The sequence below is a fragment of the Altibacter sp. HG106 genome, from assembly GCF_028561755.1.
GTDB lineage: Bacteria > Bacteroidota > Bacteroidia > Flavobacteriales > Flavobacteriaceae > DFVG01.
This window is the reverse complement of record NZ_JAQQTD010000002.1, coordinates 157,255-171,697: the sequence shown is the minus strand read 5'-3', so window position 1 is coordinate 171,697 and position 14,443 is coordinate 157,255. Positions and strand designations below refer to the sequence as shown.

The 14,443-nt window shown below is 40.3% G+C and carries 16 protein-coding genes; all 16 read right to left on the bottom strand.

Annotated elements, in window-relative coordinates:
- Window positions 1-598 precede the first annotated feature (598 nt).
- Window positions 599-1,420, bottom strand: coding sequence for a ZIP family metal transporter (locus PO830_RS03595; RefSeq protein ID WP_272852160.1), 822 nt, complete (start codon window positions 1,418-1,420; stop codon window positions 599-601).
- Window positions 1,421-2,077, bottom strand: coding sequence for a metal-dependent transcriptional regulator (locus tag PO830_RS03590; protein ID WP_272852159.1), 657 nt, complete (start codon window positions 2,075-2,077; stop codon window positions 1,421-1,423).
- A gap of 268 nt (window positions 2,078-2,345) precedes the next feature.
- Complete coding sequence (locus PO830_RS03585; protein ID WP_272852158.1) at window positions 2,346-2,522, bottom strand: hypothetical protein; 177 nt, start codon at window positions 2,520-2,522, stop codon at window positions 2,346-2,348.
- A gap of 290 nt (window positions 2,523-2,812) precedes the next feature.
- Entirely contained in the window at window positions 2,813-3,445 is a 633-nt protein-coding gene (locus PO830_RS03580; protein WP_272852157.1) for a cation diffusion facilitator family transporter, read from the bottom strand.
- An 88-nt stretch (window positions 3,446-3,533) separates the two neighbouring features.
- The gene (locus PO830_RS03575) at window positions 3,534-4,334 is read right to left on the bottom strand and encodes a cation transporter (protein WP_272852156.1); all 801 of its coding nucleotides are present in this window, start codon (window positions 4,332-4,334) and stop codon (window positions 3,534-3,536) included.
- Window positions 4,335-4,377: 43 nt separating this feature from the next.
- Window positions 4,378-4,587, bottom strand: coding sequence for a hypothetical protein (locus PO830_RS03570; RefSeq protein WP_192462083.1), 210 nt, complete (start codon window positions 4,585-4,587; stop codon window positions 4,378-4,380).
- 18 nt (window positions 4,588-4,605) lie between these two features.
- Complete coding sequence (gene lpdA / locus PO830_RS03565) at window positions 4,606-6,009, bottom strand: dihydrolipoyl dehydrogenase (RefSeq protein WP_192462084.1); 1,404 nt, start codon at window positions 6,007-6,009, stop codon at window positions 4,606-4,608.
- 88 nt (window positions 6,010-6,097) lie between these two features.
- Complete coding sequence (locus PO830_RS03560; protein WP_192462085.1) at window positions 6,098-6,532, bottom strand: Fur family transcriptional regulator; 435 nt, start codon at window positions 6,530-6,532, stop codon at window positions 6,098-6,100.
- Window positions 6,533-6,572: 40 nt separating this feature from the next.
- A complete protein-coding gene (locus tag PO830_RS03555; RefSeq protein ID WP_192462086.1) occupies window positions 6,573-8,561 on the bottom strand; it encodes a heavy metal translocating P-type ATPase in 1,989 nt (662 codons plus the stop codon).
- Between the two features lie 80 nt (window positions 8,562-8,641).
- A complete protein-coding gene (locus tag PO830_RS03550; protein ID WP_192462087.1) occupies window positions 8,642-10,576 on the bottom strand; it encodes a heavy metal translocating P-type ATPase in 1,935 nt (644 codons plus the stop codon).
- On the bottom strand, window positions 10,573-10,935 hold the full coding sequence (locus PO830_RS03545) for an STAS/SEC14 domain-containing protein (RefSeq protein ID WP_192462088.1): 363 nt from the start codon (window positions 10,933-10,935) through the stop codon (window positions 10,573-10,575). The genes PO830_RS03550 and PO830_RS03545 overlap by 4 nt, the downstream gene beginning before the upstream one ends.
- Before the next feature lie 81 nt (window positions 10,936-11,016).
- The gene (locus PO830_RS03540; protein ID WP_272852155.1) at window positions 11,017-11,790 is read right to left on the bottom strand and encodes an AlbA family DNA-binding domain-containing protein; all 774 of its coding nucleotides are present in this window, start codon (window positions 11,788-11,790) and stop codon (window positions 11,017-11,019) included.
- 107 nt (window positions 11,791-11,897) lie between these two features.
- Window positions 11,898-12,248 (bottom strand): STAS/SEC14 domain-containing protein, encoded by a 351-nt coding sequence (locus PO830_RS03535; protein ID WP_272852154.1) that lies wholly within the window; start codon window positions 12,246-12,248, stop codon window positions 11,898-11,900.
- Window positions 12,249-12,284: 36 nt separating this feature from the next.
- A complete protein-coding gene (locus PO830_RS03530) occupies window positions 12,285-12,707 on the bottom strand; it encodes a Fur family transcriptional regulator (RefSeq protein ID WP_272852153.1) in 423 nt (140 codons plus the stop codon).
- A gap of 15 nt (window positions 12,708-12,722) precedes the next feature.
- Entirely contained in the window at window positions 12,723-13,061 is a 339-nt protein-coding gene (locus PO830_RS03525; protein ID WP_087524333.1) for a P-II family nitrogen regulator, read from the bottom strand.
- Window positions 13,062-13,174: 113 nt separating this feature from the next.
- On the bottom strand, window positions 13,175-14,434 hold the full coding sequence (locus PO830_RS03520; protein WP_272852152.1) for an efflux RND transporter periplasmic adaptor subunit: 1,260 nt from the start codon (window positions 14,432-14,434) through the stop codon (window positions 13,175-13,177).
- Window positions 14,435-14,443: the final 9 nt, after the last annotated feature.

Here is a 14,443-nt window from a genome sequence, read left to right as displayed (position 1 = left end):
GGTTTTTAACAATCATTTCAATAATTACTTTGTTTTTAATCAGAGAAATAAAAAATGCTATGATCAACAGGATTGTGATTCTATACAAATGGCATTGTATTTAGTAACACTAAAAAAATACTCTTATTTTTAAAAATTTACGAAATGAATCACTCAAATGTTTAAATCTAAATTACTCCACTTAGCCGTTTCTGTATTAATGAGCTTTGAGATCGAATCGTGGGAAATTTACAGACGGGCCCGTGAAAAGCATATCGCAATTATAAATTATGCGTTTTCTTTAGGCACCCTACCTTATCTACTTCTATACTATTAGACCTCGCTATACAAGCATTAGTTCAGGTTGCTGAACTTGTTACTAAATAGTGTTTTTATGTGAAAACTAATTAAGTCTAAACTCTCTTTTAGAAGAGCCGCAATAAGCAATGCTATTACTTTGAAAAACGATAAAGGACATTCAAAATGCGTATTGTTCTTATGTTTTATTATTTTTCTAACTTCAATAGCTTTAATTAATTATCAAACCCGTCTCAAAATTATAATTCGGGATTAAAAATTAATAGATTATACAATCATCTTTCTCAATACTTTTACTGTTTCACGCTAGACCAACATCCAATGCCATCATTATAATGAAACCGCCTATAAAACCCATTGTAGCAATATCAGTATAGTTATCCCGTTGTGTTTCTGGAATTACTTCTTCAACTACCACAAAAATCATTGCACCCGCAGCAAAAGAGAGAGCATAAGGCAAAATGGGCTGAAAGGTTGAAACTGCCCAGCCCCCTATAACAGCAGCAAATGGTTCTACAATGGCAGAAGCTTGACCAAACATAAAGCTTTTTCGTCGGCTTAATCCCTGTCTTCTTAACGGCATAGCAACAGCAAAGCCTTCTGGAAAATTTTGCAAGCCTATACCTAATGCTAAAGCCACTGCACCCCCAATACTTGCACCTTCAAATCCAGCAGATACCCCACCAAACAGAACACCAATTGCTAGCCCCTCCGGTATATTATGCATCGTTATTGCTAATGTTAAAAGCGTGGTTCTGCGCCAAGATGTTTGTAAACCCTCTTTTTCACTTTCTTTAAAATTGATGTGCAAATGAGGAAGAATTTTATCTAATCCAAAAATAAAAAGTGAGCCTAAAAAGAATCCAATTACAGAAGGCCATACCTTAACGAACCCTTCTCCTGGACTCATTTCAATTGCTGGTGCCAACAAGCTCCAAAAACTTGCGGCCACCATTACACCACCAGTAAACCCTAACATTCCGTCCAAAATTACACGATTCATACCTTTAAATAAAAAAACCAGCGAAGCACCAGCCGCGGTTAATCCCCACGTAAATAAAGTTGCATATAGTGCTGCTACAATGGGGTTGATAGATTCAAAATAATCTATTATATATTCCATTTAATGTTCGATATTAATATATAGGTTATACGCAATTTGATGTGATATATGAAAACTTTTGCCCGAAATGGAAATGTCCATTGATTTGTCGAATTCTTCTTTGTTCAATACTTTAATTGTACTACCCAAGGCAATTTTATATTTGTCCAAAAACTTGAAAAAAGGTGTTGAAGAATCTCCTAAACCAACACAAACCCCAACATTACCAATAGGTAATTCACTTAAACGTATTTTTTCTTGTTTTTCATACGAACCATCCTTTTTGGGTATAGTGTCGCCGTGAGGGTCAACTTTTGGAAAATTTAGAAATTCATCAAGCTTATTAATTAATTTTTCGCTATGAATATGTTCTAATTGTTCTGCAATTTCGTGAACCTCATCCCAATTAAATTTGAGCTTTTCAACCATAAAAGTTTCCCACAATCTATGTTTTCTAACAATCTGAAGTGCTCTTTTTTTTCCTTTCGTTGTTAAAAAAGTTCCTTTATATTTTTTGTGATTGACTAAACCTTTCTTTGATAACTTCTTAATCATATCAGTTACAGAGGATGGCCTTGTGTTCATCCGCTTTGCAATTTCATTTGTAGATGCGATTTTAATTCCCTCTTCACTTAAATGAAAAATAGCTTTTATATGGTTCTCTTCCGAGTTGGTCATTTTAATAGTTTATTTAAGCCATTTGTTTTTTTATCAATTAACAATTAAACTAATGTTCAATGCGAAGCTTAATCCATTGATATTTAGATGCTAGGCAGTATTTTGTTTAATGATGGTGGATGATAAGAAAAAGAAAGCAAAAAAGAATGGCGGCGGCAAATACAGCGATTAAAGCAAAAGTTCCTATAATTTTTTTACTAATATTGCTTTTAGATTTCTTTTCTTTCTTCTTTCTCTTCTATTAATGGACATAACTATTTTTTGTTATTTATCCTCCTAAATCATAAAACCATTCTTCAGCTCGCACGATCGCTTCCTTTATAGCCTTTTCTTTAGAAAAATCATCCTGTTCAATTAATATATTAGCAATTTCTATAGCCTTCTCCCTTACTGTTGGATTGAGTTTATCCAAATCTGTTTTAAAGTCTTCAAACATCCAGTCCATCTGATTATTAAATTGTTTTAGTTAAAATGATTAAATTTTTCTAATTCCCATCTCTTCATTTATAATGCTCGTTCAAGGGCTTCCTCATTGGAACATTGGTTTGTTGTATAATATTCTTCAGCATAACTTACTGTCAATTTGTGGATGTTTTCATCCAGCATATTGAGCCTCATCGAGCAATCTTTAAAAAGTTCATCTTTCATCTATCGAAAAAGTTTCAACACGTAAAAAACCCTTACCGGCAAACTGACGCGATACAATTAAAGATCTTCTCTCCATTTTGATCTTTTTTACTCGGCGTTATAGTTTATATCTTTAGCTTTATTGTATGCTTCCCAACCTTCTTTTGCCGCATAGGGCACAATTAACAACGCCGCAACAGGGTCTGCCCACCACCAGCCTAGCCAATTGACCAATAACAATCCAGCAAGTACCACTACGGTTTGATATAGGCAAATAAAAGTGTCTTTGGCATCGGCCAGCAAAGCTGGACTCTCAAGTTTATTCCCATATTTCCTTTTGTAATAGATTAAAATAGGATTAACTACCAATGAAACAAGCAAAATAATTAAACCCAATGTACTCCAATCTGATGTTTCTTGATTGATGAGCTTTGTGATTGAATCGTAGGAAATGAAAATACAGACCAGGGTAAAGGATGCCGCAATTACATACAAGGTTATCTTCTTTCGACGTTTAACCTTTTCTTCATCTATACCTTTGAGCTCACCGTGCAATCGCCAGCCCAACGTTGCCGCACTAATTACTTCTATGGTACTGTCCAATGCCCAGCCAATAAGTGCCGAACTGTTTGCTGTGATTCCTGCAATTAGCGAAATAACCACTTCGGTAACGTCATAAATGACGTTCCATATTTGAAGTGTCCTTGCTTCTTTAAGATTCTTTTTTCTCGATTTTTCCATTATTATTTTAAGTATTCAGCTTCGCTTTTTAATTCCTAACGGTTGAATGTTCATCAGTTACTATGTACTACAAATGTTTTCATTTAAACTATTTCGACAATTTTAAAATTCTAATGGCTCCTCGCATCACAAAGGCAAACACAATACCGCCTATGACCAAATCGGGCCATTTACTGTCCAAAAAATAAACCAGCACCCCTGCCAAGATTACCCCGCCGTTCACAATAATATCGTTTGAGGTAAAGATGGCGCTTGCCTGCATATGCGCCTCCTTACTCTTAGCTTTGTTTATGAGCCATAGGGAAACGAGGTTGCCGATAAGGGCAAAAATGGAAACAATAATCATCCACTGGAACAAAGGGGTCTCGCTACTGCTCAAAAACCTTCTCAACACCTCAGAAAATCCAAGCAGAGCCAACGCCATCTGAAAATAGCCACTGAACTTTGCCACTTTCTTTTTTCGTGCAATAGCACCACCTACGGCAAAAAGGCTCAAAGCGTACACAATACTATCTGCCAACATATCCAAAGAATCGGCAATTAGGCCCATTGAGGAAGAAATCCAACCCGTGGTCATTTCGATAACGAAAAAACCAAAATTGATGTACAAAACCCACCAGAGTATCTTCTTTTGTTTGGTCTCAGCCTCAGCAATAGGTGCTTCCGCCTTTTCTGTTCCCAAGAGTTTTTCACCCAGCTTTAATGTACCCAATGCGATGTTTACTTCTTGAGCATTCCCCTGATGGTACACATCCAATTTCCTATTCGGAATGTCAAAGTCCAGATATTTGATTTGAGGATTTGACTCCAGTTTCATCCGTATCATCTGCTCTTCGGAAGGGCAATCCATTTGACTGACCTTAAAAGTGGTTTTGTTTATGGTGGACATTTGATTAATCTGTATTAAATTCTACGTTTGGTGTTTCAAATCTTTACTTATTATGGGATTCCATATATTTTTCCAAAATCGATTTTAAGCTCTCCAAATAATCAGTGAACGATTTAATGGTCGGTTTTGCTTCATCATCTACGGGAATAGTTATGGGATTCTCATCTAAATAGCGATAGAGTTCGGGATGTTCCTGCTCAATCCTTACTGTCAATTCGTTGATTTCTTGGGTTAGCTTCTGAATTTTCTTCATCGTCGTTTTTTTATAATTTTATATATGCAACGCCCGGTCTTCGGTAGCGGCCAAGCAGGCTTCCTTAAAGGTTTCTGAAAATGTGGGGTGTCCGTGGGACATCCGTGCAATATCTTCTGCCGCTGCCCTGAATTCCATCGCCACGACAGCTTCCGTATAACTATCGGCTATACGTGGACCTATCATATGAACGCCCAAAATCTCATCGGTTTCCTTGTCCGCAATCACTTTTATAAAGCCGTCGGTATCCATACTTATCTTGGCCCTTGCATTGGCCTTGAAAGGAAACGAGCCCGTTTTTATCGCTCTACCTGCTTCCTTAAGTTCCTCCTCGGTAAGGCCCACGCCGGCCACTTCTGGCTGTGTATAGACAATGTTTGGTATGAGGGAATATTTGATATGCGGTTTTTGTCCCGCAATGCGTTCGGCCACAAAAATACCCTCTTCACTGGCTTTATGGGCGAGCATCGCCCCACGGACTACATCTCCAATGGCATAGACCCCTTTTACATTGGTTTCCAGGTTGTCATCTACCTTTATCTGTCCATTATCGTTGGTTTCCACTCCCAGGTTTTCCAGGCCCAGATTGTCGGTATATGGTTTTCTGCCTATGGCCATAAGGCAATAATCGCCTTCCAATTGCATTTCCTTTTCGTCTTTTCTATTCTGAGCCGAAAGGGTGACTTTATCTTCTGCCGCCACAGCTTTTGTGACCTTATGTTCCAGATAGAACTCGATATCCTGTTTCCTTAGGGACCTGTACAATTGATGCCCTAAAGATTTGTCCATTGTATAGATAAGCCCATCAAAATACTCTACGATGGAAACCTTTGAACCCAACCTGGCGAAAACCGAACCTATCTCGACCCCAATGACCCCACCTCCAACGACCATTAAGTGTTTGGGGATTTCTTTGAGGGCAAGGGCTTCCGTAGAGGAAATAATCCTTTTTTTATCTATTTCAATATTGGGCAGGGATGCGGGTTTCGACCCGGTAGCAATGACCATCTTATCGGTTTCTATGGTTTGCGTTTTGCCTTCGCCCTTAATTTCAATGGTGTTTTTGTCCTTGATGGTTCCGTGGCCTTCATAAACGGTAACCTTGTTCTTTTTCATAAGGTAGGCTACCCCATTGATGATTTCCCCCACGACGTCCTGAACCCTTTGGTTCATTTTTGCAATATCTACGTTCGCCTCCTTGACATCAATGCCGAAATCTTCGAATTGGTGTTTGAGCTTGTGGTAATGTTCCGAGGCTTCCAACCAGGCTTTTGATGGGATGCAACCCACGTTAAGGCAAGTTCCGCCAAGGGTGCTGTACCTTTCGATTATGGCCACTTTAAAACCCAATTGTGCGGCACGTATGGCACACACATAGCCACCCGGACCAGAACCAATAATTGTTATATCATATTTTTCCATAATTGTATTTTTTTGGGTTAAATAAGGTGGAAGAACCTTGAACTTGACTCTTGGGCGCAAGTGTTCAAAGTTCTGGAACTCCCACCTTTTATTTTTCATTACATTTCACGCATATCCCTTTTAATACCAAGTTGACATCGTTTATTTTATAATCATCTGGCAAACTTTCTTCCGGTAATTTATTTGGCAAACAGATTGTTTTTTTACATTCGGTACAATGAAAGTGCAGATGTAAATCCGTACCGTATTTACTTTTTGTATTTTCACCAGAAATCGCAAATTTTGCCATTCCGGTTCCATCATTAACTTGATGAATAAGTCCTTTATCCTCAAAAATCTTGAGGTTGCGATAAAAGGTCGTTCTGTTTGCTGTCTTATTGTTTTCGCTCTTCTCAGCAAAGACCTTTTTTAAATCGGAAAAGGACACAGCACTTTGCTTCCTTCTCAGATACCTGTATATCTTGGACCTCATTTGAGTAGGGCGAATACCGTGATTTGACAATATTTTTTCCGCTTTGGTCATTTTTTTAAACTTGATTCAAAACCAATCTCTTTTATTTGATTTATTTTTTATAGGCGAGCAAGCGCAATGCATTGACCACCACTACCAATGTAGAGCCTTCGTGAACCGCCACGGCTATGCCGATACTTGCCCAACTCATTATGGTCGCAGGGATTAAAAAGGCTACAACCCCCAAACTTACCCATAAGTTTTGCCTGATAATAGCTTTTGCTTTTCTGCTCAAACCAATGGCAAAGGGTAGGGTTTCCAGTTTATCGGCCATCAGCGCTATATCTGCTGTCTCCAAGGCCACGTCGCTTCCCGCTGCACCCATTGCAATGCCAACGGTGCTGTTTGCCATAGCAGGGGCATCATTGACACCATCGCCGACCATTGCCAGTTTATTTTCCTGTTCCGCAAGCTTTTTGATGGCTTCCACTTTTTCCTCGGGCAGCAGGCTACCACGGGCTTCTGTCAGCCCGATTTCCTCCGCTACAGCGTCGGCCACTTTCTGGTTGTCGCCCGTAAGCATAATCATCTTCTTGATGCCTATTTCCTTCAGTTGCGAAAGGGTTTCCCTGGCCTTTTCCCTTGGGGTGTCCATTAGCCCGAGCATCCCTATAAATTCATCGCCCCTTTTTATTAGCATCGTGGTTTTGCCTTCACCTTCGAGGTTTCTTACCTTTTCCGAGACTTTATCGGGGACACCATCATCTATATCCTCAAAGAGTTCCAGATTGCCTATAAAGACAGGGCTTTCCTGATAGCTCGCCTTTATACCCTTGCCCTGAATAGCTTCCAGATTATCGGCATCGGGTATCTTATTGTCCTTTCCGAGCATTTCCATTCCGTCCCGAACCACGGCTTTCGCCAAGGGATGGTCGCTGAGTTCTTCCACCGCGACCGCAATTTCCAAAAACTCCTTTTCTTCAATGTTGCCCAGAGTTTTCACATCGGTGAGTTTTGGTTTTCCTTCGGTAAGTGTTCCCGTTTTGTCAAAAGCGAGAGCGGTAAGTACCCCTAAATCTTCCAAGGGGCGGCCGCCTTTTATCAAAACCCCGCCTCGTGCTGCTCTTGCTACACCACTCAATACAGCAGATGGCGTAGATATAGCCAAGGCACAAGGACTGGCTGCCACAAGTACCGCCAAGGAACGGTACAGGCTTTCATTCCACGTTTCATCAATGACCAGGAAAGCAAAATTCAATAGTATGACCAATAAGATTACCGATGGCACGTAGTACCGCTCAAACTTGTCGGTCAACAATTGTGTGGGCGATTTTTGGTCCTGGGCCTCTTGAACCATAGTGACCAAGCGGTTGAGAGTAGAATCTTTTGCCTCTTTGATTACCTTTATTTCAAGGGTGTTGTTGCCATTGATAGTTCCAGAAAAAACACGGTTCTCGTCCGGGATATCGCTTTTTGCTGTATATTCCTTATCGGGATTTTCTATTGGTGTTTTGTCCACCGGAACGCTTTCCCCGGTAATGGGTGACTGGTCTATACTACTATTGCCCTTTACAATAACACCATCGGCAGATATTTTACTGTTTGGGCGTACCACGATAGTATCACCTATCTGTAACTCTTCTATACCGACTTCAACGGTATCGTCATCCTTCTTTAATAGTGCGGTTTTAGGCGCAAGGTCTGTTAATGCTGCAATGGACTTTTTTGCCTTGCCCATTGCGTAGTTTTCCAGTGCGTGACCCAGACTAAACAGGAACAGCAACAAGGCACCTTCTGCCCATTCACCCAAATAGGCGGCTCCTGCAGCTGCAACCAGCATCAGGAAATCGATTTCAAACTCGCCCTTGGCAACTTTGGTAACGGCCTCTTTGAGGGTAAAAAAGCCACCAAAAAAGTAGGCTGCAATATAGAGCCCAAAAGGGATGTTCGCTGAAACCCCTGAATATTTTTCCAACAGGAAACCTGTAATTAGTGTGACCCCACTTAAAATCGCAAAATAGAGCTCCGTGTTTTTACCGAAGATGCCACCGTGGTCGTGGTTGTGGGCATCATCTTTGCTGTGTTTTTCCTTGTCTTTCATATTATCATTATTTTTGTTATTGTTGATTCAGGTTTAATCCGCTCTTGGGCTTGTATTTTGTTTAAAGGGTAACACTTTTACTATTTCCAATTCATTTTTTGCAAACGTATTGCATTGAGAATGGCAACGAACGAAACCCCTACATCGGCAAACACAGCCTCCCACATCGTAGCCAAACCGATGGTACCCAAAACCAGGAAAATCCCTTTTACCCCAAAAGCAAGACCAATATTTTGCCATACGATACGGCGTGTTGAGCGTCCAATTTGGATACCTCGGGCCATCCTGCTTGGTTGGTCGGTCTGAATGATGACATCTGCGGTCTCTATGGCCACATCGCTGCCCAAACCGCCCATTGCGATACCCACATCACTGGCTGCGAGCACGGGTGCATCGTTGATGCCGTCGCCCATAAATGCTACCGTAGATTCAGGTTGTTCTTTGAGCTTTTCGACCTCGTTGAGCTTATCTTCCGGTAGCAAGCCGCCTTTGGCCCAATCAATATTCAGTTCCTTTGCAACTTGTTGGGTTATGGAATCCTTATCTCCAGAGAGCATTATGATTTTAGCTATTCCGGCCTCCCGAATCTGTTGAATGGTGTGATGCGCGTCTTCCTTAAGTTCATCGGCAATGGTCACATAGCCTGCGAATTTTCCATCGATGGCGACCATCACTATAGATTCGACTATTGCATCGGTTTCAGGTGGAACATCAACACTATTGGAAGTCATCAATGCTTTGTTGCCGACCAAGACCTGCTTATGGTTGACTGTGCCCTTTAATCCCTTACCGGCAACTTCACAAACTTCGGATGCCTTAAAATCAGTACCGTCCGCTTTGTATTCCAGAATTGCCTTTGCAATGGGGTGGGTGGATTGTTCTTCCATCGCCATCAGGTATTTCATAAATTCCACTTCCGCAAAAGCGGATGTATTAATCACTTCCTTAATCTTAAAGACCCCTTTGGTAACGGTTCCGGTTTTGTCCATCACCACAGTATTCACTTTGGTCATTGCATCGAGAAAGGATGCACCTTTGAACAGGATTCCGTTGCGCGATGCCGCACCCAGACCGCCGAAATAGCCCAGTGGAATGGAAATGACCAAGGCACAAGGACAGGAAATCACCAAGAAAATTAAAGCTCGGTATAGCCAATCCCTAAACACATATTCATCGACAAAAAAGTATGGTAACAAAGTGAGTCCGATAGCAAGGAAAACCACGATGGGCGTATAAATCCGTGCAAACTTCCTAATAAATAATTCGGTCTTTGATTTCCGGGCCGTGGCATTCTGTACCATCTCCAGAATACGGGCGATGGAACTGTCCTTGAATTTCTTGGTGGTTTCTACTTCGATGACACCGTCGAGATTGATGCTTCCCGCAAAGACTTTTTCGTTCTGTGTTATGGTGTCGGGTTTGCTTTCGCCAGTAATGGCAGCTGTATTGAGCGATGCTTTGTTTGATAGCAGTTTGCCATCCAACGGGATTTTTTCGCCCACCCGTACCTGTATCTTCTCGCCAATATTGACCGTTTCGGGATTGACGGAAACGAAGTCCCCATTACGATAGACCAATGCCTCGTCCGGTCGTGCATCCAGAAGTGCCCTGATGTTTCCTTTGGCACGGTTTACGGCAGCATTTTGGAACAGTTCGCCCACGGCATAGAACAACATCACGGCAACGCCCTCTGGATATTCGCCTATGGCAAATGCTCCCAAGGTTGCGATGGACATCAGGAAAAATTCCGTAAAAAAATCGCCATTTTTAATACTTTCCCATCCCTCCTTGATGACGGGAAAGCCAACAGGGATGTAGGCCACCGTGTACCACACAATCCTAACCCATCCCTTAAAGAAAGGAAAGGCATCGAAATAGTCAATGGCAATACCAACTATGAGCATCACAAAGCTGAAAATTGCCGGTAAATAGGTTTTGAGCTTTTTTTCGCTCGCTGAAATTACAGTGGACTGTTTCCCTTTTAGCTCCCGTAGCTGTAGTTTTTTCTTTTTCATCCTTTTGTTGAGACCCAGGTCATTGCCTGCTCTTTATTTTTAATATCAAAAAATTTAACTTCAGACTTTATGAAAAAATCAGTTGCCTTCGCGGCCCATTCCTGCCATTTTTTATTGCCCACAAAGGCCATCTTGCCATAATCTTCCAAATGAGCCGAATCAATCTTTAGGTCTTCCCAAAAGCCTTTAAGGGTATAGCCTTTAAAATCTTCCATTTCAAAATAGAAATCCACTTTATGCCCTTTTTCTATGATGTTGTGGATAAGCGGATGCATCTTTTCCATATCCTTTTCCGTAAGTTTCCCGCTGATTTTAGCGGCAATTAGGTGTTCCTGTTCCAAGTTTATAATCTGTACCATATTTGTATATCTTTATATTAATCTATTTAAAATATTACTGCATTGTATGTGCAAATATCCATTGGCCTACACTTACTTTTCTTAATTATAAAGCGCCTTCTCTTTTCCTAAGTGCAAGATGGCTTCGGGCAAATCGAGTTCGCGTGTTCCGTTGCCCGTTCTAATATAAAACCGTGACCTCCCGTCTTGACTTAGATAGACTGGTGTTTTGGCCGGGTCTATTTCTATGTAGCACACGTCATTTTCTCCATATCTGTAAAAAGATACATTTACAGCCGTACATAAATGGGTTCCCAATTTTAAAGATATCAACTGCATCAGGTATTGCTCAAAACCATCTGTACCCGGTTTTTTCAAGGTGTCAAAATCCTGGTTTAGACCGAGGATGTTGCCGTTATCGTCTACTCCTATAAGCAATTTACCACCGTTGGTGTTCATAAAGCCCGCAATGGTCTTGGCAACAACAAATTCCAATTGTTTATTCACTTTGGATTGACGTAAATCCCACCTCAAGGTAGCCTTGAACTCTACAAACTGATTTTCGCCGTCTTTGATAAGCGCTATAATTGCATTGCCGTCATTTCTTTTCTTTATTAAAATGAAAATTTTATTTCTTAGAAAAACCATAAGGGTAAGGCTACTGCCCATAATCCCGAACAAAACATTTTTAAATATTTGGTCTATATCACCAAAACGTATCGTGTTTTTAATGGTTGCTAAAAAAAGTGCGTACCAGTTACCAGTATCTCCTGTTTCATCAAATAAGTAAAGTGATAGTCCCAGGGGCTGAATGATGAACAGTCCAATGAGAAAGCCAATTATTATTATAAACGCTATTTTTTTCCTGTAAACCATTTTTTTTTACCTTGACTATCAAATCTTGGGATTCTTACATTTTTCTTCGGAATTCCTAATTACACACTTTTTCATTTTAAAAAATTCAATATTTTATTTCGCCATCGTTATTTTTCAATCCAGCTTTTAGCAAGCTCTTTATCTTCCGAATGAAAATATTTAATATGTGCCTCAGAGAATGGCAAAAGATTTTTGGTAAATTCTTCCTGCCATTCTATACTACCTACAAGTGCCACTTTTTTTAAATGGTCTTGTTTTGGAATTTTGAATTGCATTTCATTTTTAATAATGTGATGCCGTGTATTTTTGACTTCACTGACTTCTATATACCAAGCAGCACTTTTGTGTTTTTCAAGGTGCTCACTAACAGCCTTTAATAACATTGCGACATCACCTTGGTCCATACCATTTTCTGCCAATGTGTATAGGATTTTATCTTTTTTATAAATCGCTAACATAATAGGATTTTTATGGTTTATATTTCTTGATATTAATTATTCTGATTGCCTACTGCATTTCTCACACACACCTTTTACAACCAGATTGATATCTTCTGTGATATAACCCTCTGGTAGATTGATTTGTGGTATTTTATGTTCTGTGAGGCAAACGGTTTCATCGCAGTTGCTGCAATGAAAGTGCAGGTGCAGGTCGTTGCCCACCTCACATTCACAATTCTCTTCGCAAAGGGCGTACTTTAGTACTCCTGTGCCATCTTCAATTTGGTGTACGATGGCATTTTCTTCAAAGGTCTTCATCGTTCTATACAAGGTGCTCCTTTCGGATATTTTGAAATCCTTTTCCAAATCGCCAAGGCTAATGGCCATCTCTAATTCTGCCAAGCGCTTATAGGTCATTAGCCGCATAGCTGTTGGTCTTATGCCTTTGCTTTCCAGAAGTTGGACTATTTTTTCCATTTCTATCACTGGGTTTTAAAGGTCGTACCGTTTTAGGGATTCACCTGTTTTGATTTGGAAGGCATCCTCAATATCAGATAGATAAATAATTCCGTCGCCAGGTTCGGGCGTTTTACCATTTTCTAAGATGATGTCGATTGCTGATTGCGCTTCTTCATTTTGACATACCAATTCCACTTTAACAACTGGGCTATCGGTTACATTAAAATCAAGGGAAGGTCTTGCTCCTTTTGCTTTGAATGCCCCAGTACCCTCTGCTTGTGAAAGGGTCATACTTTTAAAACCATTATCGCTAAGGGCCTCGATGACCCTTTGAATGCGGTTTGGTTTTACAAATGCTTTTATTTCCTTCATATTATGGTTTTTAAAATGTTAATCGATTTTGAACCGAGCCTATTTTCTAATTTTTAACTAACTTATTAAGACGATAAACAAACCCGGAATCAAAACCTTTGCTAATTATAGGACTAGTGGTCGTGATCCAATTCACCTTTAATCATTTCCGAGGAAAGCATATAAGCCCCTTTGATGACCACTTTGGCATCCGTTGAAACGTCGGCGGGAAGGTTTATTTCTACAAAGCCTAAATCTTGAATACCAATGCTTACAGGTATTCTTTTAAACTTGATTTTATTTTCTTCTGGTGCTTCGTCTTCATCCACGATAAAAACGTAGGACTGTTCTCCTTCCTTGATGATTGCTTCTTCAGGAACTGCAAAGCCTGACTTTTTACCCTGTATAATTCGTCCTTCTACATACATACCTGGTAAGAGGTCGCCGTTTTTATTGTCTATATCTGCGTGTACGTGCAGTGCTTTGGGGTCTTCCTCAAAAGTCTTTCCAATGGAATGTACTTCGGCACTTAACAGCTCATCTGGTCTTGACGCTACCGTAAATTGTATTTTTTGACCCTCCTTTACTTTAGGAATATCTTTTTCGTACACCTTAAGGTCCAAATGAATTTTAGAATTATCACTTACCGTAAACATCTTGGATTGTGGTGCCACGTAATCGCCCAAGCTTACCATTACTTCATCGACATAGCCCGAAATTGGTGTAGTAATAGGTACGGCTGAAAATATTTCACCTTGTTCAACCTTAGTTGTATTGATTCCCAACAGGCGTAATTTTGACCTTAATCCATTTACACTCGATGTTGTAGAACGAAATTTGGATTGTGCCATTTGAAATTCCTTGCCCGAAGAAACACCTTTATCATAAAGGGTCTGCTTGCGCTCAAAATCTTGTTTAAGAAACACGAGTTCATCGTTCTTTTCCTGATATTCCTGTTGCATAGAAATGATATCTGGGTGTTCCAAATAGGCCAGAACCTCACCCTTTCGTACTTTATCTCCTTCTATTACTTTGATGGAACGTACATTACCGCCTACAAAAGGACTAATGTTGGCCATATCTTGAGGAAATAGCTCGAGGTTACCTGTAACTTTAATATTGTTACCGAGGTTTCTTTTTTCCAAGGTCTTGGTCTCCAAGCCAATGGTCTCTATTTGTTGTGTTGTAAGTTCTACCACGCCTTCTTCTCCTTCTTCCTCGTGGTCACCTTCTTCTTCGTCGTGACCCTCTTCGCCGTGTGTATCTTCTCCAGTAGCTTCGGTTTTTGAAACATCTTCAGCTTCATTATGACCCAATTCAGAATCGGGTTTGCCGTTACAGCCTACCAATAAGAAGGTTAATAGTACTGTTATAATTATTGCTATATTTTTCATTATATTCTC

Excerpts from the sequence above, each read along its gene's own strand:
- PO830_RS03535 (WP_272852154.1), bottom strand. The coding sequence starts at position 12,248 with ATGTTAGCGATTTATAAAAAAGATAAAATCCTATACACATTGGCAGAA.
- PO830_RS03555 (WP_192462086.1), bottom strand. The coding sequence starts at position 8,561 with ATGAAAGACAAGGAAAAACACAGCAAAGATGATGCCCACAACCACGAC.
- PO830_RS03550 (WP_192462087.1), bottom strand. The coding sequence starts at position 10,576 with ATGAAAAAGAAAAAACTACAGCTACGGGAGCTAAAAGGGAAACAGTCC.
- PO830_RS03580 (WP_272852157.1), bottom strand. The coding sequence starts at position 3,445 with ATGGAAAAATCGAGAAAAAAGAATCTTAAAGAAGCAAGGACACTTCAA.
- PO830_RS03525 (WP_087524333.1), bottom strand. The coding sequence starts at position 13,061 with ATGAAGGAAATAAAAGCATTTGTAAAACCAAACCGCATTCAAAGGGTC.
- PO830_RS03590 (WP_272852159.1), bottom strand. The coding sequence starts at position 2,077 with ATGACCAACTCGGAAGAGAACCATATAAAAGCTATTTTTCATTTAAGT.
- lpdA (WP_192462084.1), bottom strand. The coding sequence starts at position 6,009 with ATGGAAAAATATGATATAACAATTATTGGTTCTGGTCCGGGTGGCTAT.
- PO830_RS03540 (WP_272852155.1), bottom strand. The coding sequence starts at position 11,790 with ATGGTTTACAGGAAAAAAATAGCGTTTATAATAATAATTGGCTTTCTC.
- PO830_RS03570 (WP_192462083.1), bottom strand. The coding sequence starts at position 4,587 with ATGAAGAAAATTCAGAAGCTAACCCAAGAAATCAACGAATTGACAGTA.
- PO830_RS03530 (WP_272852153.1), bottom strand. The coding sequence starts at position 12,707 with ATGGAAAAAATAGTCCAACTTCTGGAAAGCAAAGGCATAAGACCAACA.
- PO830_RS03560 (WP_192462085.1), bottom strand. The coding sequence starts at position 6,532 with ATGACCAAAGCGGAAAAAATATTGTCAAATCACGGTATTCGCCCTACT.
- PO830_RS03520 (WP_272852152.1), bottom strand. The coding sequence starts at position 14,434 with ATGAAAAATATAGCAATAATTATAACAGTACTATTAACCTTCTTATTG.
- PO830_RS03595 (WP_272852160.1), bottom strand. The coding sequence starts at position 1,420 with ATGGAATATATAATAGATTATTTTGAATCTATCAACCCCATTGTAGCA.
- PO830_RS03545 (WP_192462088.1), bottom strand. The coding sequence starts at position 10,935 with ATGGTACAGATTATAAACTTGGAACAGGAACACCTAATTGCCGCTAAA.
- PO830_RS03575 (WP_272852156.1), bottom strand. The coding sequence starts at position 4,334 with ATGTCCACCATAAACAAAACCACTTTTAAGGTCAGTCAAATGGATTGC.
- PO830_RS03585 (WP_272852158.1), bottom strand. The coding sequence starts at position 2,522 with ATGGACTGGATGTTTGAAGACTTTAAAACAGATTTGGATAAACTCAAT.